Below are 21,551 nucleotides of genomic sequence, written 5' to 3' on the forward strand. Positions count from 1 at the left end.
TCGTTGTTCTGGGTTAACCGCTTGTACGGAAGCGGGTCCGCCCGAATAGCATCACAAGCAGGATCGCGATGAGCAGCAGTACGATGGTTGCACCAGGCGCGAGGTTCCATACGCCTGCGATGAGCAGGCCGGCAATGACAGCGATCTCCGCAACGATGACAACGATGAACACAGACTGTCTGAAGCTGCGGGCCGCCACAAGGCTGCAAGCAGCCGGTATCGTCAATAGCGCGGATATAAGCAGCGCGCCGACGATTTTGATCGAAGCGCTAATAACCAATGCCGTAAGCACGCTCATCATCAAATTGTAATAACGAACCGGCAGGCCATTAACAGCAGCTGCATCCTCGTCGAAGGTAAGGAGGAATAGCTCCTTGACATGCAGGCGCAGCAGCACCAGCACAACCACCGTTACGGCGCCAATCACAATGAGATCCATATTGTCGAGCGTATAAATGCTTCCGAACAAATAGCTGGAGACGTTGACGTTGAACCCCATCCCAAGCGTAAAGAACAGCGAGGCGAGCGCAACTCCGCCTGACATAATAATCGCAATGGATAGCTCCGCATATGTCTTGTAAGCTTTGCGCAGCTTCTCAATCGCGAAGGAAGCGGCCAGCGCGAATATCAGACCTACCGCGATCGGATATACCCCGATCAAGAAGCCTAGCGCAACGCCTGCGATCGAAACATGCGCGAGCGTATCTCCGATCATCGACAATCTGCGCAAAACAAGGAACAATCCCATAAGCGGTCCCGTTACTCCGATCAATAAGCCGCCAATAAGTGCGCGTTGAAAAAACTCAGTTGTTAGGATTTCCAATGACTACGCCCTCTTTCTCTCTCTCCAGCACTTGCCTCAGCCCCTTAAGGCTGTGAGCAATATTCGTCTCACCGCAATCCTCGGCATCATGGGAATGACGGACATAAAATTTCAGTTTGCCGCATTCCTGTGCCGGCTTCTCTCCCAGGTAGCCTCGAATCATATCCATGTCATGCGATACCATGAGGAACGTCATGCGATGATGCTGATGCATATGCTTGATGAGATGGAAGAAGCCCGCCTGCGTCTCCGAATCGATCCCGACTGTCGGCTCGTCTAAAATGAGCAATTCCGGATTATTGATTAACGCCCGCGCCAAAAACACACGCTGCTGCTGGCCGCCAGACAGCTGGCCGATTCGCTTAGGCGCCAAATCCTCGATGCCCATGGCATGCAGCGCTTCGTCCGCTTTCGTCTGGTCTGCCTTCGTCAGACGCCGAAACTGCTTGTTTCGGCCGTATAGGCCAGACAGCACAACTTCCCGCACGGTGGCGGGAAATAGCGGGTTAAACGAATTTTTTTGCGGTACATATCCGATTCGATGCCAATCCTTAAACTGCGCGATCGGCGTGCCGAACAGCGAAATGGACCCCGATGCCGGCTTCAGCAATCCGACAATCATACGCAGGAGCGTCGTCTTGCCTGCCCCGTTCGATCCGATCAAGCCTGTAAAATCGCGCTGCTGTACGGAGAAGGATACCTTCTCCATGACCTGCTGCGATTCATATGAGAACGCGATATCCTTCAGCGTAATAATATCCGCATGGCAGCTCGCGTTTGCTGCCGGCCGCTGGCGCTCGATGACCAGTTGCTCCGACATGAGCAGCCCTCCTTTACGTTGCAATACTAAAGCTATTGTAATGCCTTAAGCAGATTTTGCAAATTCGAATCCATTAATGTAACATAATCGTCACCCTTCTTCTCCTGATCCGGGGTCAAGCCTTCAATCGGATTCAATACCATCGTATCGACCTTGGCCTCGCGAGCAAGCGTATCTGCAAGCGTGCTGGAGACAAGCTCTTCGAAGAAGATATATTTGACGTCGTTCGCTTTAACGAACTTCGCGATGTCGAGCAAATCCTTGGCCCGCGGCTCTGCGTCAGGGGAAAGGCCCATAATCGGCACCTGATGGAGGCCGTAATCGCGTGCCAAATATCCGAAAGCTTGATGGGATACGACGATGTCATGGCGGCTAACGGCCGAGAGCTGCGTTGTGAACCGCTCATCCAAGGCCTTCAGCTTACCAATAAGCGCCTCGTAATTGGCAGCATAATCAGCTTGGTGAGCCGGATCCACTTGAATAAGCAGCTTCTTCACATTGTCAGCCATCTGAAGCATCGACTTCGGGCTAACCCATGTGTGGGGATCCAAGCCGCGTTCGTCTTCATCGCCTTTCAGCAGCGCAATGCCATCGCTAGCTTCGCCGGTTACCAGCTTGCTGCTCTTCGGCAGCCCTTGCAGAAAATCTTCGATCCAGCCCTCAAGCCCCGCTCCGTTGTACAGCAGCAGCTGCGCTTTGGACGTAATGTCGAGATCTCGGCTCTTCGGGCTCCATTCATGGGGCTCAACGCCCGCAGGAATTAAGTTGATGACGTTGGCATCCTCTCCGCCAATCTCGCTAGCCAAATAATAAAGCGGATAGAAGCTCGTCACTACGTTCGTCTTGTCCTCCGCTAATTTTGCGCCCGATTGATTGCCGCAGCCTGCCAACAAGATGGCTAAAGCAGTTCCTATGATCCATATGCGCATGTCCTTGCGCCGCATGTCCCATTTTTTCGTCCTTTTCATCCATTCTCCCCATTTCCCGATCACGAAGTCTCTTCTATCCATGCGAATTTCTTAATCGTAATAATAACAATTACTCGCTTTAGCCATTATAGGGGGGCTTCTCTGGACCTGTCAACACTAATCGGAGAAATTACGAAAAAGACCAAAAGCCTTATTATCACTATCGGAACAAATCCTGCGAACTATTCAAAGCCCATTCGAAGGATAGAAAAAAGAGAGCCCGGAGGCTCTCTTGCAGTTTTGCAAGCAGGATTACTTTACTATCGCGCCATTGGGCATGCTGCCAGGCACCGTTGCTAAAGTGAGCTGATCGCCTTCCGAGGCTGCGAGGATCATCCCTTGCGACAGCTCGCCGCGCAGCTTGACAGGCTTCAGGTTCGTTACGCAAATGACTTTCCGTCCAATCATTTGCTCTGGCGTGTAATACTTCGCGATGCCAGATACGACCTGTCTCGTTTCAAAGCCAAGATCCAGCTGCAGCTTCAGCAGCTTGTCCGCCTTCGCTACCGGCTCGGCCGCGATCACTTGCGCGACGCGCAGCTCGACTTTAGCGAAATCATCGATGCCGATTTCTTCCGCTTGCTCCGGCGCAGCTGGACGTTCCGCTGGCGCAGACGCAACTGCGGCTGCAGGATCTTCGGCCGCTGGCTCTGTGCCCCCGCTCATCGAAGCGATGATGAACGCAATTTCTTCCTCCTGGTCCAGACGCATGAACATTGGCTCGGCTTTGCTAACACGCGTACCGCCTGGCAGCGTGCCGAATGATTTGGCGCTGTCCCAAGTCGTAAGTTCACCTGCTTCGATGCCTAGCTGCGCCCACATCGCGCGAGGCGCGTTCGTCAAGAATGGCTGCAGTACGATCGATACGATCCGCAGCGACTCTGCGAGATGATACATCGAGGACGCCAATTCCGCTCGCTTTGACTCATCCTTCGCCAGCACCCACGGCTGTGTTTCGTCGATATATTTGTTCGTCCGGCTGACAAGCTGCCACAACGCAGTTAATGCGACAGAGAACTCCATTTTTTCCATTGCCGCTTCGATTGCTTCAATCGATTCAACCGCTTGCTGGCGAAGCAGCACATCGAATGCCGTTACATCCCCAGTATAAGCCGGAATTGCGCCGTCAAAATATTTGTCGATCATCGCAACGGTACGGTTCAGGAGATTGCCGAGGTCATTCGCTAGATCGAAGTTCGTCCGCTCAACGAAGCTTTCTGGCGTAAACGCTCCATCTGAGCCAAACGGCACCTCACGGAGTAGGAAGTAGCGAAGCACGTCCAGACCATAACGGTCGATCAGCTTGACTGGATCGATGACCGTCCCTTTGGATTTGGACATTTTGCCTTCCTTCGTCAGCCACCAGCCGTGCGCGAAAATTTTTTTAGGCAGCGGCAAATCAAGAGCCATCAGCATAGACGTCCAGTAGATCGTATGGAAACGAACGATTTCTTTACCGACCAGATGCACATCAGCAGGCCAGAATTTGCGGTACAGCCCATCCTCCGATGTGTCATAGCCAAGTGCCGAAATGTAATTGAACAACGCATCGATCCATACATACACAACATGTTTTGGGTCGTTTGGCACTTTAATGCCCCAATCAAACGTTGTCCGCGATACGGCGAAATCCTCAAGCCCTGGCTTAATGAAGTTATTGATCATTTCGTTCTTACGGGACTCAGGCTGGATAAACTCCGGGTTTTCCTCGAAATGTTGCAGCAACCGGTCTGCATATTTGCTCAAGCTGAAGAAATAGCTTTCTTCCTTCACCAGCTCGACCGGGCGACCGCAATCCGGGCAGTTGCCATCATTAAGCTGTCGCTCCGGGAAGAACGACTCGCATGGCGTACAGTACCAGCCTTCATACTCCCCTTTGTAAATGTCACCCTGCTCCACTAGCTTCGTAAAAATACGTTCCACGACGCGCTTATGACGATCCTCCGTCGTCCGTATATAATCATCATACGAGATATCAAGCTTCTTCCACAGTTCTTTGATTCCGAGTACGATTTCATCCACGAACTGCAGCGGGGTCTTGCCGCTCTCCTGCGCTTTGCGCTCAATCTTCTGGCCATGCTCGTCCGTTCCGGTCAAATAACGTACGTCATAGCCGCGAAGCCGCTTATAGCGCGCCATTGCATCGCCTGCTACGGTCGTATAAGCATGTCCAATGTGCAGCTTGTCGCTCGGATAGTAAATTGGCGTAGTGATATAAAATGACTTATTCGATTCACTCATTCTAATTCGCTCCTTTAATTTGAAGTTATTGCCTGAAAAGACGACAAAAAACCCCCGTCCAACATGGGACGAGAGTTCTCACTCACGCGGTACCACCCAATTTTCTTCTAAATGGATCCACGCCCAACATCTGCGCAGCCATTAGAAGCTCCATTCGCCGTCCGTGAAGACGGCATGTTCCATAACGCGGAACGAAACGCCGCTTCTTACAGTAGGCCCAAACGGCATTGCATTATCCGTTCACGCTCCCCTGCTCGATCGCGGGTCCTCCCGGACCATTTTCTGAATGCGCTCCATACCGGTTCACAGCTGCTCCGGCTCTCTGGGATGGTCGCTTCTCATACTTATCCGTTCATCGGTTCATGATATGCTCATATGTGATCGTGACATACTTTCCTTATGACAGAATATACCGAACGAGACCAGCCGATGTCAAGACGATGTCTTGGATCGAGGCTCTGGCACAGGGTCATACCCGCCTGTATGGAACGGATGGCAGCGGCAAATCCGCTTGACGGCCAGCCAGGAACCACGAGCAGCGCCATGCTTCTCCAGCGCCTCCAATGCGTAGGAAGAGCATGTCGGATAATACCGACAGCTTGGCGGCTTCAGCGGCGAGATCGCGCGCCGATAGAAGCGGACAGGCGCCTGCAGCACTTTGATCATCATAGCGGATCCCTCCTCTCCCTTTCATTCATCATGCCCGAAAATAGGGTGGGCGTCAAATTCTCACTTTTGGCTGGCTCTAGAAAAAAGAATCAGACCGAACCGCCTTGGACATGATCACAGATCAGTCGCAAAGCCGGAACGGCCTGATTCTATAAGACTACCAGCGAATTTCTGGCAGTGGCGTGAATACCATGTTAATCGGCAAGTTCCCGCCTGGCGCTATCGTAAACACGATTTCAACCGCTTCTTCGCTTTCTCCGGTGCGATACAATACGCCTGCTTCATTCGCATCCTTCACCGTCGTACCGCTGGCTGGCAATGTCACGAGGTTGCCGTTAACGAGGAAAGCCCCCATGTAATAGCCGCCACGCGGATTGAGCGAAATCAATGTACGCGGCGCGACATGCATGAGCTTCATTTTGTAAAGAACGCCGAAGTTGCCTCTGTTCACTTCCAAATTTCCAGTCAAGCCGTCATACCCGTCTTGGAACGTATCCGATTTACCGTCGCCGATGACGATACGCTGCGGCTGATGGCCAATCGTGCTGTTAATTTCAATCGTCCGGTTCGTGCCATTGAACGTACCGCGAACATGCGTGTCGCGCGACAGATAAGACAAGCTTGGCAGCGTCGCGACCGGATCTTTGCCATCTTGCACAACGACGATTTGGAACTGCAAACGCTGATCCGTTACTAAATCGGCGAACGCCGAGAATACATCATCTTGCTTAATCGGCGCCTTGGAGATAATCGGCAGCACTTCTTTCGTCTCGCCTGGCTTGACAGTCATCCAAGTCGTTGCAGGCTTCGCATTCAGTGCTGCGAGATAACGTGCTGCAGACATTTTGCCGGTAGCGGCAACCTGTGGATTCGGACCGCCGATGCCCGTTGCGCCAACACCTACATTTGCTGTTTTGTCGCCAAGATTCGTCGCAAGCAGGTACATTCTAACTGGAACGCCAATGTTATTTTGATTATGGAACATGAAACGAATTTCGCCTAGCAACTGGTCATCGTACGCGATCCCTTCCGTCGTCCATGTCTCTGGGCTGTTGCTGCGCACCATTTGGGCTGGCTCCGAGATCGGCGTCGTCGCAATTGCCGGGTAATCCTTCACAGCCGATCCATTAATCTTGTATCGCTCCCCAACTGCCGTAAACAGTCTCCCATATTCGTCTTCCGTATACAGCACTTCATTGGATACAGATACGATTTTGGTCACGGTTGAGGTTAAGCCGTAGTTATCTTGCACTTCCAGCGTAACCGGATAATCGCCTGCCGCGAAGAAAGCCTTGTTGTTGCCCGTCCAGGTTGTCTTCGCAATCGCATTCTCATCATCCGTGCTGCGGTCGGTATAAATAACGTTCTCGCCTATGCGATATACCTGTTTCTCAATCGTAAAATCGGCTACTGGCGGCTGATTCGGCGCCTTTACCTCGATCGTTACCGAGTACGGATCGCTCCATACGCCATTGCCGTCTTGAATTTGGTGCGTGATCGTGTACGTGCCTGGCTCAGGGAAAATGTCCATGCGGCCGTCCCAAACCTCATTCTGAATGCCGGAACCGTCTGGAACGAACGATTTGTCCACATACGTCACAGTCGTTTGCTGCGCATAGATGACCGATGGCGCCAATACTTCAAATGCTGCAGTCGCCTTCGTCGGCGCTTTCGACCACGTCAAGTTCATGACCGTACCCGACAAAGTCAGCTTGCTCCCCGTCAGGTTGGCCCATGCTTTAACCGGAACCATAAACGATCCTGCTTGATTAATCGCCGGTCCGGACATCGTCACTTTCGTTCCGTTCTGCATAAGCGTTGTTGAATTCGCTTTTAACCGCAGCTCCGTGTTGTCCAACGTTGCGATGAAGTCTTTCTTCACCGCATCGTATGTAACCTTGTAGCCGTATTCGACAGCGATCGCTTTCAACGGGATGTATGAAACGCCTTTGATAAAGGTTAGCGGCTGGGCAGCGGTCGTGCTGACGCCATTATGTACGATAATCTTGCTATTCTTATTCATCGTAATCATATCGGTGACAGCGCCTTCGGCCTGTACTACTGGTGGAGTAATCACATAGGAAGTGGTAAATAAAGACAAGAGCAGGGACGTGAGCAACAACCATTTGAACGTTTTCAATACAACGACTCCTTTATCTACTGCTGACTGCTTTATCGCCTCAGCTACCATCAGCGAAAAGCGTATATGTCCATTGGACGTAAGACAGCAGGCAAAGGTTGCGTTCAGACGGGAGTTTGTCACGTTTTGTACATATTTAACTTCCAATTTATACGAAATCAGGAATTCCCGGCTTGTTATCCATTCAACCGCATATTAATCATAAAGCAGCCGGCCATTACGAAAAACATCACAACGCTGGCGACGCCGAGCGCCATTCTCCTGCGCGATAACGTACGAATCCGGTCAACCGGCGTATCCATCCTTCTAGCCTCCGAAACGGAGCGATGAGCGAATAAATAAGCAATAATGCATGCGACAAACACCATATTCGTTAAAAACCATAGTCCACTCCACATCGATGACAACCTCCTGAGATATGCAGCTAAATAGCCGCCTGATACAAAAGAACCGCTAGCACGAAGTGCCGATTCCGGCAATCCCGCTAGCGGAATAATGGTGATGGTCTGCTACCCTCGAGTCAAACAAACCATCGGTTCAAAATGACGACAAACACAACCGAACTAACGATTGCGCCGCCGAATGAGTACCAGCCTGAACGGAACCGAAGCTGGAACATGCTTAGAACGCCTAAGCTAAGCAAGGAGAAAATAAGCAAAATGAATACGGCGCCAAGAACAAACAGTGCCGGAGACACGCTGCTGACGTCTACTAGCGTCATGGTGGAACCCCCTGTATCCTATACGATAATTGGTTTCGCAAGCTACATTGCCAATGAAAGTCTATTCGTTATGTAAACAGCGAACAAGAAGGGCTCGTCCCTTACAAAATCCGCCTCGCTACATTATATAGGAACGGCGGGAGCGTTTCCAGTATGCTTCTGCGTCAAAATCATGACAAATAATCATTAATATCGGATCGTTGTCTCGTAATATTGCCGATTCACAGGCCTTTTGCGCAGCTTCACCTGCAGGATGCCGTCGCGGCATAACGCTTTGCATACGCGCGGAAGCACGAGCTTTGGCAGTTTGACCGTATCTTTCCCATCCCCGGGCAACCCTTCAATGCGGATACGATCCTCCCTAACGAGCAATCGGAGCGAGGAAGGATGCGCACCGCGCGGGAGAGGCCATTTGACAACGATAAAATGATGCGTTTCAAATGTTTCCGCACGGCTATGCCCTTGCTGCGCCGCTTGATCCGTTTGCACGCTTTGCGCCATTTGCTCCGGCATTGCCTTGGTCATCATTGTTTTGACGTAACGTTCAATCCACCCCGTGTTTTTCAATGCCTCAAAACCGCGAGGAAGCTGCTGCTCTTGCATCCATCGCTCCAATTCGTCCCACCTCGACATCATGCACCTCTCCTTCCTCGCCAAACACTGGCTTTCGCCGCTCTGTTCTTTATCGTATGCCAATGCGCCCGCATTCGGTACATCGGTGACTATATTCGTATGGGCAGGAGCGGAACCAACATCCAATTCATGCATACGATAACGGTATATCGAACGACATGTGAAGGAGGTTGGAGGAACGTATGCCATCCGTCGTAGGCTTTGTCAACATTACAAGCGTCGGTTCCAGCTCGATCGTCCAATTCGGAGATGCGGTGCAATTGTCGCCTTCCAGCGCTTCCAAAACGTATGCGGGCGCGGGCTCTTTCCTTACAGGCGGCTTAGCGAATTCCAACAATGCGCTCAGCGCAACGAACACCATTGATCCGGACGTGCAAGACAATACAACGAATGATCTTGGGAACGGCGTTAATGTCATATGAGCAACTGGACGATTTATCAGCAGATTACGATCAATCAACTGCGCGTAGAGAGCGTTTCCAATAGCTCGGTGCTGCAAGTCGGAAGCGCGGGTTCCATCCGATCCTTGTCACAGCTTTATAACTCTGGCGGATTTACCGGGCCAGCGCCTCAGCTAGGCGAAGAAAACCCATTGTCGTTCGTCCCGCTCCCGAATCCGAATTAAATTCGATCCTTATTGCGAGGTGCACATGAATGACCATTTCCGATAGCGGCTTACCGCCACGACAGCCTCAGCCCCCGATATCACCCGAACATCAGCAGTCGTCGACAGGCTGGCCAGGTTGGGCTTCATGGGTACAGCAAGTGCAGCTTATGATGAAACAGCAGCAGGATCAGATCATGCAGCTTAACGCGCGGATGGAAGCAATGTACGCTCAGCTCAAGGCTGTAGAAGGAAAGCCGACCTACAATATTGAGAAGCTGGAGTACCATTTTGACCAATTAAAAGTTGAGAAACTGGATGGCACGCTCAATATCGGCATTCAGCCTCCTTCTGATGGCGATGAAGCCGATATTGACCAGTTGATCGTCCAGCAAGCCAAAAAAGGAATGAGCGCAGGACAATCCGGGACCGGGGCCGGAGCTGGAGCCGGAGCAGCGCCAGCTCAAAAACCGCCTAACGTATTTCCGACGGCCTCCCCGGCTGCCACGCAGCCGCCCCCGCCCTTCTCGGCCATTCAATCGCGGGTGGATGCTTATCTGGATCAGACCGCTCCTATTCGCTTGGGCGCCTTTGAGATGGAACAAAACTTGCCGTTAGATCCTTTTCACCGTCGCATCGTCATCGAAGATCTTCGCAAGCAAATGCCGCAGCGCATTCAATATTATATGCAGCAGGTCAGCAAGGATCAAGGCGATGACGAGCAAGACGACAGCGCTATCGAAGAGCAAGTAACGACGAAAACAATTCGCGATATCGAAATGGCGTTCCGCCAGTACTTGAACAAGCTAGCTAACGGCGGAACGAACGCAGGAGGCGTCAATACGGTATGAGAATGTATGTCATTAATCATGAAATTTGCGTAGGCTCGATCGAGGTGCTCGGCGTTTCGAGCTCATCCATGCTGCAGGTTGGCGACACTGGCACCGTATCACTCTACTCGATGTTCGATACGCCGCCTGAATCCGTAGTGGTCGGGCCAATTGCCCCGCTTCAATTGCCGGAAGGCGCTGACAATGCGATCGGCGAGCCGCAGTTTGGCGCCGTAGAATCCAATCCTGTAACGGTAGCATTGTGATGCAGGAGACCGCTTAACATGCCCGTCATTTTCCTGAACATCGAGCTTCCCGAACCGACCTTTCCTGCGCCCGAATGCTGCCCAGACCGCACTTACGAAGTCGGTGGCATTGATATTAATACAATCTCGCAGGCCGGCGTCCTGCAAATCGGCGATCGGGTGGAATCGACTGCGATGCTCCGCGGTCTTGCTGTACAGCGGCAAGAGGATCATCCGTATGCTGGCGATGTTTTTTTCGAGTCGTATACGATCTTTGATCGTTCTATCCCCGTCATTGTCGATGCCAATGATGATGACAGCATCGTCGAGATGGAACGCTTCAACGCTTGTCCTCTCCTATCCGTGGGGTGCATTACGATTACAAGCGCTGGCGCTGCCTCTCAGATCGTCGTTGGATGCCAAAAATCACACCGCGCCGAATCCCGGATTAAACATATTCGCCAATTTGCAGGCCGCCGCCCTCTACCGCCGGCGTGTCCATAATGCCTTTCGCCGGACGCCGTCGGCAGCGATCCGGCATTTGCCATGTCAGGACAAACCGACACGCCAGCTTCGCGGCTGTCCATCTAGGCGAATGCTCAATTCCGATAAAACCGGTATAAACGTCCATAACATCCGCCCTGCTTCTACATATATTAACAATGTGATGTGAGACATCAAATCACCACACAGTACCATTTTAGGAGGTCATGAACTATGGGATACCCTGTTGCAGGAGCAGGACACGGATACGGCGGTCTTGGCGGAGTTGGCACAATTTGCACTAGCATCGGCGTTATTCTCGTTCTCTATATTCTTCTCGTCATCGTTCTCCGTGCTTGGTGCTAAGCCGTTGAGCAACGAGTAAGCGAAAAAGGGCTTCCGCTAGCGCTACGGCGCGGCGGAAGCCCTTTTCCATTCTAGGCAAGTCACTGAAATGCCGTTACACTTTACGCCCCATCAAGACAACATCCCGTTCGATGCCATCAAGCTCGCATGCCCCGGGGAGCAGCCCCCATTGTTGGAAACCAAACTTGGCAAGCAAACGAAGGCTCGGCTCATTATGCCCGAAGACGAGCCCGATAAGCGTCTTAATGCCCAGCTTATCGCAACCACGGAGCGCATGCTCCAATAATGCCCCGCCAATCCCGCTGCCGCGGTAATCGGATCCAATATAGATGCTAAGCTCTGCCGTTGCACGGTACGCCTCACGCGCATAATACGGCTGAAAGCTGACCCAGCCTACGATTTGCCCGCCCTGTCGGGCTACCCAGATCGGGCGTGTCGCCCAGTCCCGTTCATGGAACCACTTCATCCGACTCTCAACCGTTACCGGCTCCAAATCGGCGGTCACCATCCTGCTGGCAACGGTCGAATTATATATGTCTACGATTGTTGGCAAATCCTGCTCTGTCGCATTCATGACCTCGAGCGCTATTCCCATATGTGCTGCCTCCATTCCCGTGCAAGCAAGCTTGCCTCGTGTTGTCCTCCCCATTATCGCATAACCTTCCGGTATCGCTCCACCGTTATGCAGTAACGCATCATTTCCAGTTTGATACAAAACAAACAGCCGTCCCTGCCGCTGAATAACCAGCAACAGAAACAGCTGTCGTCTAGCCTTGCAAAGCCCGATACTTTCTCGCATACTTCGTTACGCTCTGAACGAAGGTCGCATGCGACCAAGTAAGCGGCGCAACCGATAGCGGGGCCCCATCATAAGGGTTAAGCTGCTCTGGCAACACGCCGCTCTGCAGCGCATGATCAACAACCCATTGCAGCGTCTGACGCGGCCCTTCCAGCTCACTTAGACTGCTGGCCGCTTCAATCTCATAGTTCGCCACCCACAGCGTACATATAATCCAAGGATTGCCCGGCACTTTCTCGATATCGCCCGATTGCTGGAAATAATAATCGTTCGTATACCGGGCTATTCCGCCTACATTCGTCCGGATGCGAAGCCCTTCCTTAATAGCCCGCATCGTTCGCACGACACGCTCATCTTCAACCGGAAGCACGCCAAATTCCCAAATGGCGAACAAGCTGCTTTCGAGCGTCATATCCTTCACCCAGCGATTATCCTTCTGGACGAGGCCTCGCGCGAAGCGTCCGGATTCTTCATCCCAGAGATGGGTCAGAATTCCTCGCTTAATCGACTGCGCCGTATCTCGATAATGATCGCTGCGTTCATAATCCCCGAACAGCTCGGTGAAATACGCTGCCGCCATCAACCCGCCGTACACGGAGGAGGCTGTATATGTCCAAATCCCGTAACGCTCCTCCCATAAATCATAGCTAGGCTTAGGCAGCGACAAGCTGTGCTCCACATATTCCGTTAGAAAATGCGCCGCTTTGCGGATCAGGTTCGAATAGAGCGATTGCGGCAGCTCGATCACCTGATGCCGCGTGTAGTCCTTCCACAAGGCAAACAGGACGAGCGCAGTCTCGTCCTCTTGAATCGGCAGCCTCCTGCTTCCTTGGACGATATAGGGATGCCAGCTGGAGCCGACCGTTCCGTCGGGATTGTATTTGTGATACAAATATCCTTCTGGCGCCAGCGCCTGCGCGCAAAAATTGAAAAACGGCGCGATCACGCTCTGGAAGCCAGCAGACGACATCGCCTCTGCGATAAGCGCGCCGTCCCGTGGCCACATGTAGCTGTAATGATCCCGATTATATTGCAAAATGTCGGTATCGTTCGCTGCGATAATAGCTCCGTTCTCATCCGTTTGCGTACGCACCATAAGCAGGCTCTGCTTGAAGCTGCGTACGACGTCTGCAGGCAGATCGCCCATATCCTTGTCCGCACGATGAAGCCAGTGCTTCCAATAGATCACGATGCGGCTAAGCAGCTTCTCCGGATGATTCTCTTGCACGTACTGGTTTAGCCCCTTCACTTCCTCCAGGCTCTTGCCGATCGACATCCAGTAATAAACGGTCTTCTCTCCGCCAGGCGGCACTGTCGTTCGAAAGCTAAGCGTACTATCCACCGAGCCCTGCGCAATTGCATTGCCCATCAGCACGCCATCCTCTGCATCGCGCCATGTTCCTTCAGCGGAATGAAACCGCTTGATGCCCGTCGAATACTGCATGATGCCGCCTTCGTCAGAGAAGCCGTTAAACATAAAGTAAGAGGAGCGTTTATAGTGCAGCAGCGTATGATTTTCCGGGTAGTAGGCAGCCGTATCCCCTACCTCGGAGCCGTCTATCATAAGGTCCTGATGGAAAAAAAGCCGGAATTCGCGCGACTCGTCCGTTAGATTACGGACGACCACACGCTTCATATAAATGCATTCACGCTGGTGGATGCCATCGTTAATATGCAGCTGAACGCCGAGCGCCTCATGTTTAGCTATGACGTTCGTGACGAGCGAGCCTTCAATATAATCAAGCTCGAATTTCCAGCCGGGATCATCCAGCCAAGTAAACCGGCCGGAAGCCCAGATGCCGAAGCGGCAAGTCTGGCCGCCGACGTGGTTCAGCTGTCCAACATACGGATAATAAATATCCCGAATAAAACAATGGTTATCGATATTGAGCAGCATCTTGCCGTTTCCGATTACGAGGTGACGGGCCATCTTTCTGTCTCCTTTCGCAAAGGCAGAAGTTCACCGTACAGGGACATATATGACTTGGCGGAACGGCTCCAGCTATAGTCTTCCTTCGCGCCATTGGCAATGATCGTTTTCCATGCTTCCTCATCGTCCCGGTACAGCTGGACCGCTCTGCGTACGGTGTGAAGCATATCATGCGCATTGTAATTGGCGAATGTGAAACCGTTTCCTGTTTTAGTATATTCGTCGTATGACTGTACCGTGTCACGAAGCCCACCGGTCTCCCTTACGATCGGCACCGTGCGATAGCGCAGCGCAATCAATTGGCTTAACCCGCACGGCTCAAACAATGACGGCATCAAAAACATATCCGAGCCCGCATAGATGCGTCTGGCCAAGCCTTCGTTATAGCCCAGCCGCACCGCGAGCTGCTCAGGCTTCCATGCCGCTGCGCCCCGCAGCATTTCCTCGTAACGGTATTCTCCTGCTCCGAGGAATATAAGCTGAATCCCTTCATCCAACAATTCACCCAGCACACGGTCGATCAAATCGATCCCTTTTTGATCCACCAGCCTCGTCACAACGCCGATGACGGGTATGGATTCGGATTCAGGCAGGCCAAATTCCCGTTGCAAAACCAATTTGTTTTTGCGTTTGCGGCTAATCGAGCCCCTATACGGCGTGTGTACGGCAGGATCATTCATCGGGTCAAAGCTATCCGTATCGATACCATTCAGAATGCCGTGGAGATCTGCAGCGCGCCAACGAATGACGCCGTCAAGCCGCTCGCCCCAATATTCGGTCTGGATTTCCTGCGCATACGTCTCGCTTACCGTCGTAAGCTTGTCCGCATACTGAAGCCCCGCTTTCATGCAATTGGCAGCGCCATAAAACTCGAGGCCGCTCGTCCAAAACCAGAAATCGTCCATCCCGACCAAATCCTGAAGCAGCTTCTGGCCGAACACGCCTTGGTAGCGAAGATTATGAATCGTAAATACCGTCTTGACGGATCGGCATAACGGGTCATACGCATATCGCGTTTTCAGCAGAAACGGAAGCAGCGCAGTCTGCCAGTCATGGCAGTGAATCACATCCGGCACGAAGCCGAAATGAGGCAAGCACTCCGCAATCGCGAAATTGAAAAACACGAAACGCTCCGGATCGTCATCGTACCCGTATAAGCCGCCTCGATTAAAATATTGCTCATTATCGATGAGATAAAAAATAACGCCTTCGATTTCGCCGCGCAGCAGGCCGCAATATTGATGCCTCCAACCGAATCGAAATGAAAAGGTGTGGATCGTCTCGAAATGCTCAAGATAAGCTGAAGGTATTTCCGCGTACTTGGGAAGCACGACACGCGTATCGGCTCCCCGCTCGTTCAGCGCCTTTGGCAACGCGCCGGCCACATCTCCCAATCCGCCGGATTTTGCCAAAGGCACAGCCTCCGAAGTGGCAAACAATACGTTCACTGCACTTCCCCCTCTCTGCTTTAAATCACTTTGCGCTTGCCCGCGAGAAACGGCGACCCCGCCGCGCCGCGAATATCGCGCCCTTGATCAATGACGACATCCTTATCCAATATGGCATAATCGAGCACGCTATTCTCGCCGATAACGCCGTTTTGCATCACGATGCTATTGCGAATAATCGCGCCTTTGCGCACCTTAACCCCACGGAATAACACGCTATTGATGACCATGCCTTCGACGACGCAGCCATTCGCGATTAGCGAGCCCGACACTTTGGCCCCCTCCAAATATCGCGCTGGCGGCTCATCCTTCACCTTCGTAAAGATTGAGCCCGGACGGAAGAACACCTCTTTCCAAACATCGGACCGCAGCATCTGCATGTTATTCCAATAATAGCTTTCAAGCGTGTTCACCATGCCGAGATAACCTTCGAACAAATAGCCGTATACATTCAACCGATCCAGCCGTGACATGATCGCATGGCGGATGAGATGCTCTTGACCTTGCGCCAACGATGTCTCGACGAGCTCCATCAGGAAATCGCGCCGCATCACATAAATTTCAGTAGACAGCAAATCGCTGTCCAGCCGGCCATAATGATCCTGCATGCCAATCACTCGCCCCGCGCTGTTCAGCTCCACCTTGCGGCTTTTGCCCGGAATCGGGTCCGTTTGGCGTTTGCATACGACCGTAATGTCAGCGTCCTGACGCTCATGGAAATCGATGACCGGCGCCAAGTCAATATTGCACACGACGTGGCTGCGGGAAATGACGACGAACTCCTGTTGGCTGCGCGTAAAGTAATCACGGTTTTGGAACATATGGTACAGGTCGCCGCGACGCAGCTCCTGCTGATCATCCGAAGAGGGGGGGAGAATAAACAATCCGCTCTGCCGATTATGCAAATCCCAGTGCTTGCCAGAGCCTAGATGGTCCATTAGCGAGCGATATTTGGTATGCGCGAACACGGCTACGCGAGAAATCCCGCTATTCACCATGTTGGACAGCATAAAGTCGATCAGGCGGTAACGCCCGCCGAACGGGACCGTTGCCGGGCAGCGGCCAGACGTTAAAATTTCCAATTCATCCGGCTCGTGAATCAGGTTAATGACGCCCATTACTTTATTTTTCATGAAGGCTCCACCTCCAGCAGCGTTTTGTAATTGGAAATGAATTCGTCGCTACCAACGACTGTAATCGAAGACTGATCCGGGTGGCCAATCGTTACCCCGTCGGCAATGACGGCCCCGTCCCCAACGATTGTTCGATAAAGTCGTGCGCCAACACCGATTTTCGCGTTCGGCATAACGACAGATTCACGTATCACGCTGTCCCGGGCCGCATGTACACCGTAAAAAATAACCGATCGATTAATGTCGCCTTCAATCAAGCATCCCTCTGTTACGATAGACGAAACAACGGAAGCTTGCGGCGCTATATATTGAGCCGGACGGTTCGGGCTGACGGAATAAATGCGCCACTCCGGATCGGTGAGATCAAGCGGCGGCCGATCATCCAGCAAATCCATATTCGCTTCCCATAAGCTCTCGATTGTGCCGACGTCCTTCCAATAGCCGCGGAACGGATACACAAACATATTCATACCGTCTCTCAGCATCGCAGGCAAAATATCTTTCCCGAAATCATTCGACGAATGGCGGTTCGCCTCATCGCGAATAAGATATCGCTGCAGGACTGGCCACGAGAATATATAAATCCCCATCGATGCCGTATTGCTTGTAGGCACCTTCGGCTTCTCCTCAAACGCCGTAATGCGATCCTCATCATCAGCATGCATAATGCCAAATCGGCTTGCTTCCTTCCATGGCACTTCAAGGCCGGCGACCGTCACGTCCGCTCCTGTTTTCTTGTGATGCGCCAGCATTTTCTCGTAATCCATCTTGTAGATATGATCGCCTGAAATAATTAGCACATAATCCGGATCAGAACGGTCAATGAAGCCCATGTTCTGATAGATTGCATTTGCCGTTCCCTTGTACCAAACGCCGCCCTTTTGCTTCACGAACGGCGGCAGTACAGCCATTCCGCCATCTCGGCGGTCAAGTCCCCACGGGCTTCCGATACCCAAATATCGGTTCAATACCAACGGCTGGTATTGCGTTAACACCCCTACAGTGTCTATGCCTGAATGAGCGCAATTGCTTAGCGTGAAATCAATAATGCGATATTTCCCGCCAAAGTAAACGGCCGGCTTTGCCAAGTCTTTCGTCAGTACACCGAGTCTCTTTCCTTCTCCCCCGGCGAGCAGCATGGCGACCATTTCTTTACGCCCCATAGACATCAACCCCCAGTTAAAATATGTTGTTAACCTCTGCCCTCGTAGGTGAACAATAAAAATGAAAACGGCATAAGCCGGAATTCAATACTATGGTCGCGGCCGTGATACGGGATCGGATCGCTATGCACTGCCCAGGCTGACGTTGTGCCGCTATCTTCTGATCCATCTTCACCGCTATGAATCGTTAATTCATAGAAACCTTCCTCAGGAACGCCGACCCGGTAATGCCCGTAATCATGGTTAGAGAAATTGCAGATGACGACCGAAATCGTATCCCTTTCCCTGCCACGGCGTTCATAGCTAATAACGCTTTGCTCCGTGTTATGTACATCGATCCATCGGAAGCTATCCGGCTCGCGATCACATTCCCATAGGGCAGGAGTCGAGCGATATACGCCATTCAGCCGCCGAACGTAGCGATGCATGCTTGCGTGCAATGGATAATCAAGGATCATCCAATCGAGTTGGTCAAGATCTTTCCATTCATCGAACTGTCCCCATTCACTGCCCATAAATAGCAGCTTCTTGCCGGGATGGGTCATCCAATAGCCGTATAACAGCCTTAATTGCGCGAATTTGTCTTCATAGGAGCCAGGCATCTTGTGGAGTAAGGATCGTTTGCCATGCACGACTTCATCATGCGAGAGCGGCAACACGTAGTTTTCGGAGAATGCATACAGGAGTGAGAACGTGATGAGATTATGGTGATATTTGCGGTCAGCTGGATCAAGAAGCATGTAACGAAGAATATCGTTCATCCAGCCCATATTCCATTTGTAGTTGAATCCGAGTCCGCCGAGGTAGGTGGGCGATGTGACAGCCGGTTGAGCAGAGGAGTCTTCGGCAATCATTAGCGTCTCGGGATAGTAGTGAAAGACAATTTCGTTCAGCGTGCGCAGAAACCGGAGAGCATCCAGATCTTCTTTGCCGCCATAGGGGTTTAGCGTACATAAGTCGGGCGGTTTATCCATGTGGAGATCCACCATATGCGCGACAGCGTCGACTCGCAAGCCATCGATGTGGAAATAATCCAACCAAAACAACGCGTTAGAGATGAGGTACCCGACGACCTCGCTGCGGCCGAAATCAAAGGACAAGGTGCCCCATAACGGCTTCTCGGCTTTCCGCCAATTCGGGCCTTCGTAAAGCGGTGTTCCATCGAACTCGCGCAGTCCATGTTCGTCTTTAACAAAGTGGCCCGGCACCCAATCGAGGATGACGCCTAAGCCCATCTGATGGCAACGATCAACGAAATGCATCAGCTGTTTCGGCGAGCCATATCGGCTCGTGGCAGCATAGAAACCGGTAATCTGGTAACCCCATGACCGATCAAACGGATGCTCGGCGAGCGGCATCAGCTCGATATGGGTATAACCCATTGACGCTGCATAGTCGACCAATTGGTCGGCTAGCTCCGAGTAGGAGAGGAATTGCTCCTTGCCATGGATTTTCCAGGAGCCGGCATGCACTTCATAAATGAGGAGCGGTCGATCGAAGGTGCTTCGCTTATTGTCCATCCACGCTGAATCGTTCCATTCGTATCCGTTCAGGTCCGTTACGACTGACGCCGTATTCGGCCTTAGCTCGGACCCGAAAGCATAAGGATCGGCTTTAAGCAGTTTGGTCCCGTCTGAAGCGATGATTTCGTACTTGTATCTAGCGCCTTCCTTCAAGCCAGGAATGAACCCTGACCACACGCCGGAGGTACCGAACCTCTCCAACTGATCATTCGATCCATCCCAATCGTTGAAATCGCCTGCAACACCTACGCTGACTGCATTGGGAGCCCATACGGTAAAGCGTACACCGAGCCTTCTTTTCCACTTCATTCGGTGAGCACCGAATGTCCGATAGCTTTGATACAACGCACCTTCATTGTACAAATACAAATCATGCATTGTGATGCCATAAGGCGGCGCAGCTAGTCTCGGCAAAGGTTACACCCCCTGTCGGCGTTGATACCCCCTATTATACAAGAAGGTTGAAAATTTGAAACCCTTATTTTCATCAATTAAGTTAACTTTATTTACTCCCATCTTACACGTAGTTAACACTCACTTAACACATGTCTTAATTTCGCTTACGATTATCTCCCCCATATGTACGATTGATATAATAATGCTTGGAACACCACCCCTTACTGATCGCCGAGCGTGCGCAACCGATCCAATTACAGTCTACTGGTTGCTTCGCGCTTCGAGTCTTTACAATTTGCGGATCGCCGTGCCTTAGCACCCGTTGGTGATGCATGGCACATAAGCCTTTTGCCTTTACAGCCTTGCTGCAGCCCTCGATTATGCATGTCAATTCCTTCACTTCATTCATGATGTCTGACCCCCTGATGACTCGCCGGGGACGTATTGTCCCATGGGTATATCCATCTTATTCGATAAAGCTTCCCACGATAAAGTACGCTAAGAGACGAAAGAGGCCGAGTCATCCCTTGATTGGGTCCCTTTGGCGTACTATCGTCTTCTATCTACGGTCGGGTTTAATTTTTTAAATCCTCATCTCCTTTACGAAACAAATCATTTACCATTTTAGCTAAAAAGAATCATTGTCCGTAAGGGCCAACAAGCCTATACTTGTACCGTGATAGAAATAAAATCAGAGAGGAATGGTAGGACATATTTCGGCATATATTCGACACGATGGAGCAACCACTAGCTGTCGTTCGACGGTCTGGCCGTTCCCTTACGATAACCGAAGCCAACCCTGCATTTATACGAATGACCGGTTATGAGATCGATAGATTGCAAGCGATACAGATTCGACAGCTGTTCCCCAAGCTTTATAGCAACAAGCAGCCTGCTTTGGTTCACGGGATTATCGAGACGACACTTAAGCCTAGCTTTGGAAGCGTCAAACCTATCACGATGGAAATCAAGCCGCTACCTTGCTGTGACGAGGACGCAACCGGACGCACCTATTACCTGATCATTGCCAAGGATATGAGTGCGGACAAATGGCTAGAACAACAATCATCCGTCGCAAAAGCGCTTAACATCGGCATTTGCGATCATGAGTATATCGTACGCAAGTTTCACCAGAACTACTCTCCGCTTACAGGCGCAGATCATTCTCCTCTGCATCAATCGATCTTCGACTTTCTGGATCCGAATGTTCACGAGATGATCAGGGAGCAGCTATCTAATGCCAGCATCGACAGCTCCTCTCGGGAGATTGTCGTTCGAACCGTAAGCTTCGAGGACATGAGCGGCTTGGAGATGAGAGCAACCATATGTCCGATTTTTGACGGGTTTGGTGCCATTCAAGAATTTGCGTTTTCCGTATGGGACCTGAAGGAAGCGAATGATTCCGGGCAGCCTGGCATGAAACTCAAAATTTGGATGGCCAAACGAGATATTTCGACAAGCCAGCTTTCGTTATCGACCGGCATCTCCATTCAGACCATCTCCAAGCTTCGCAATGGCAAAATTACGAAGCCACAGCGTTTGACAGCAGAGCTGATCGCTTCCGAGCTGCGGGTTGAAGTATCGGACATATGGTCAGAGGTCGGTCGAAGATAAGC

The 21,551-nt window shown here is 51.7% G+C and carries 22 protein-coding genes; 7 read left to right on the forward strand and 15 right to left on the reverse strand.

The window, feature by feature from the left end; genetic code table 11:
- Window positions 1–13: 13 nt before the first annotated feature.
- From PAECUDRAFT_RS17160 to PAECUDRAFT_RS17200, 9 genes are all read right to left on the reverse strand, one after another.
- The gene (locus PAECUDRAFT_RS17160; protein WP_006039394.1) at window positions 14–823 is read right to left on the reverse strand and encodes a metal ABC transporter permease; all 810 of its coding nucleotides are present in this window, start codon (window positions 821–823) and stop codon (window positions 14–16) included.
- On the reverse strand, window positions 804–1,643 hold the full coding sequence (locus PAECUDRAFT_RS17165) for a metal ABC transporter ATP-binding protein (protein ID WP_006039395.1): 840 nt from the start codon (window positions 1,641–1,643) through the stop codon (window positions 804–806). The genes PAECUDRAFT_RS17160 and PAECUDRAFT_RS17165 overlap by 20 nt, the downstream gene beginning before the upstream one ends.
- 32 nt (window positions 1,644–1,675) lie before the next feature.
- Entirely contained in the window at window positions 1,676–2,611 is a 936-nt protein-coding gene (locus PAECUDRAFT_RS17170; protein ID WP_006039396.1) for a metal ABC transporter substrate-binding protein, read from the reverse strand.
- 252 nt (window positions 2,612–2,863) lie between these two features.
- Window positions 2,864–4,852, reverse strand: coding sequence for a methionine--tRNA ligase (gene metG, locus PAECUDRAFT_RS17175; protein WP_006039397.1), 1,989 nt, complete (start codon window positions 4,850–4,852; stop codon window positions 2,864–2,866).
- A gap of 432 nt (window positions 4,853–5,284) precedes the next feature.
- The gene (gene yidD / locus PAECUDRAFT_RS17180; protein WP_040713110.1) at window positions 5,285–5,518 is read right to left on the reverse strand and encodes a membrane protein insertion efficiency factor YidD; all 234 of its coding nucleotides are present in this window, start codon (window positions 5,516–5,518) and stop codon (window positions 5,285–5,287) included.
- Between the two features lie 160 nt (window positions 5,519–5,678).
- The gene (locus PAECUDRAFT_RS17185) at window positions 5,679–7,661 is read right to left on the reverse strand and encodes a stalk domain-containing protein (protein WP_006039399.1); all 1,983 of its coding nucleotides are present in this window, start codon (window positions 7,659–7,661) and stop codon (window positions 5,679–5,681) included.
- A gap of 176 nt (window positions 7,662–7,837) precedes the next feature.
- Window positions 7,838–8,059, reverse strand: coding sequence for a hypothetical protein (locus tag PAECUDRAFT_RS17190; RefSeq protein ID WP_006039400.1), 222 nt, complete (start codon window positions 8,057–8,059; stop codon window positions 7,838–7,840).
- Between the two features lie 122 nt (window positions 8,060–8,181).
- Window positions 8,182–8,382 (reverse strand): hypothetical protein, encoded by a 201-nt coding sequence (locus PAECUDRAFT_RS17195; protein ID WP_006039401.1) that lies wholly within the window; start codon window positions 8,380–8,382, stop codon window positions 8,182–8,184.
- A 186-nt stretch (window positions 8,383–8,568) separates the two neighbouring features.
- Window positions 8,569–9,018, reverse strand: coding sequence for an Hsp20/alpha crystallin family protein (locus PAECUDRAFT_RS17200; RefSeq protein WP_006039402.1), 450 nt, complete (start codon window positions 9,016–9,018; stop codon window positions 8,569–8,571).
- A 179-nt stretch (window positions 9,019–9,197) separates the two neighbouring features.
- Between PAECUDRAFT_RS17200 and PAECUDRAFT_RS17205 the strand changes: the two genes are divergently transcribed.
- From PAECUDRAFT_RS17205 to PAECUDRAFT_RS25355, 6 genes are all read left to right on the forward strand, one after another.
- The gene (locus PAECUDRAFT_RS17205; RefSeq protein ID WP_006039403.1) at window positions 9,198–9,437 is read left to right on the forward strand and encodes a spore germination protein; all 240 of its coding nucleotides are present in this window, start codon (window positions 9,198–9,200) and stop codon (window positions 9,435–9,437) included.
- Window positions 9,434–9,640 (forward strand): spore germination protein GerPB, encoded by a 207-nt coding sequence (locus PAECUDRAFT_RS17210; protein WP_006039404.1) that lies wholly within the window; start codon window positions 9,434–9,436, stop codon window positions 9,638–9,640. The genes PAECUDRAFT_RS17205 and PAECUDRAFT_RS17210 overlap by 4 nt, the downstream gene beginning before the upstream one ends.
- 29 nt (window positions 9,641–9,669) lie before the next feature.
- Window positions 9,670–10,470 (forward strand): Spore germination protein GerPC, encoded by an 801-nt coding sequence (gene gerPC / locus PAECUDRAFT_RS24835; protein WP_006039405.1) that lies wholly within the window; start codon window positions 9,670–9,672, stop codon window positions 10,468–10,470.
- Window positions 10,467–10,715, forward strand: a complete 249-nt coding sequence (locus tag PAECUDRAFT_RS17220) for a hypothetical protein (protein WP_006039406.1) — start codon at window positions 10,467–10,469, stop codon at window positions 10,713–10,715. Before gerPC ends, PAECUDRAFT_RS17220 begins: the two co-directional genes overlap by 4 nt.
- Window positions 10,716–10,733: 18 nt before the next feature.
- Window positions 10,734–11,198 (forward strand): spore germination protein GerPE, encoded by a 465-nt coding sequence (locus PAECUDRAFT_RS17225; protein ID WP_006039407.1) that lies wholly within the window; start codon window positions 10,734–10,736, stop codon window positions 11,196–11,198.
- Window positions 11,199–11,411: 213 nt separating this feature from the next.
- Entirely contained in the window at window positions 11,412–11,543 is a 132-nt protein-coding gene (locus PAECUDRAFT_RS25355; protein ID WP_006039409.1) for a hypothetical protein, read from the forward strand.
- Window positions 11,544–11,637: 94 nt separating this feature from the next.
- On the opposite strand, the gene PAECUDRAFT_RS17230 is transcribed toward PAECUDRAFT_RS25355, so the two are convergent.
- From PAECUDRAFT_RS17230 to glgB, 6 genes are all read right to left on the reverse strand, one after another.
- Complete coding sequence (locus PAECUDRAFT_RS17230; protein ID WP_006039410.1) at window positions 11,638–12,138, reverse strand: GNAT family N-acetyltransferase; 501 nt, start codon at window positions 12,136–12,138, stop codon at window positions 11,638–11,640.
- A gap of 172 nt (window positions 12,139–12,310) precedes the next feature.
- The gene (locus tag PAECUDRAFT_RS17235) at window positions 12,311–14,272 is read right to left on the reverse strand and encodes a glycoside hydrolase family 15 protein (RefSeq protein WP_006039411.1); all 1,962 of its coding nucleotides are present in this window, start codon (window positions 14,270–14,272) and stop codon (window positions 12,311–12,313) included.
- Entirely contained in the window at window positions 14,254–15,720 is a 1,467-nt protein-coding gene (gene glgA / locus PAECUDRAFT_RS17240; RefSeq protein ID WP_006039412.1) for a glycogen synthase GlgA, read from the reverse strand. The genes PAECUDRAFT_RS17235 and glgA overlap by 19 nt, the downstream gene beginning before the upstream one ends.
- A gap of 20 nt (window positions 15,721–15,740) precedes the next feature.
- Window positions 15,741–16,853 carry a glucose-1-phosphate adenylyltransferase subunit GlgD gene (gene glgD, locus PAECUDRAFT_RS17245; RefSeq protein WP_006039413.1) on the reverse strand — a complete coding sequence of 371 codons (1,113 nt, stop codon included), beginning with the start codon at window positions 16,851–16,853 and terminating at the stop codon, window positions 15,741–15,743.
- Window positions 16,850–18,016, reverse strand: a complete 1,167-nt coding sequence (locus PAECUDRAFT_RS17250) for a glucose-1-phosphate adenylyltransferase (protein WP_006039414.1) — start codon at window positions 18,014–18,016, stop codon at window positions 16,850–16,852. Before PAECUDRAFT_RS17250 ends, glgD begins: the two co-directional genes overlap by 4 nt.
- A 29-nt stretch (window positions 18,017–18,045) precedes the next feature.
- The gene (gene glgB / locus PAECUDRAFT_RS17255; RefSeq protein ID WP_006039415.1) at window positions 18,046–19,953 is read right to left on the reverse strand and encodes a 1,4-alpha-glucan branching protein GlgB; all 1,908 of its coding nucleotides are present in this window, start codon (window positions 19,951–19,953) and stop codon (window positions 18,046–18,048) included.
- Between the two features lie 705 nt (window positions 19,954–20,658).
- Between glgB and PAECUDRAFT_RS17260 the strand changes: the two genes are divergently transcribed.
- Window positions 20,659–21,549: a helix-turn-helix domain-containing protein gene (locus PAECUDRAFT_RS17260; protein WP_267879184.1), complete on the forward strand. Its 891-nt coding sequence runs from the start codon at window positions 20,659–20,661 to the stop codon at window positions 21,547–21,549.
- Window positions 21,550–21,551: the final 2 nt, after the last annotated feature.

Origin of the sequence: Paenibacillus curdlanolyticus YK9 (assembly GCF_000179615.1) — a bacterium.
Lineage (GTDB): Bacteria > Bacillota > Bacilli > Paenibacillales > Paenibacillaceae > Paenibacillus_T > Paenibacillus_T curdlanolyticus.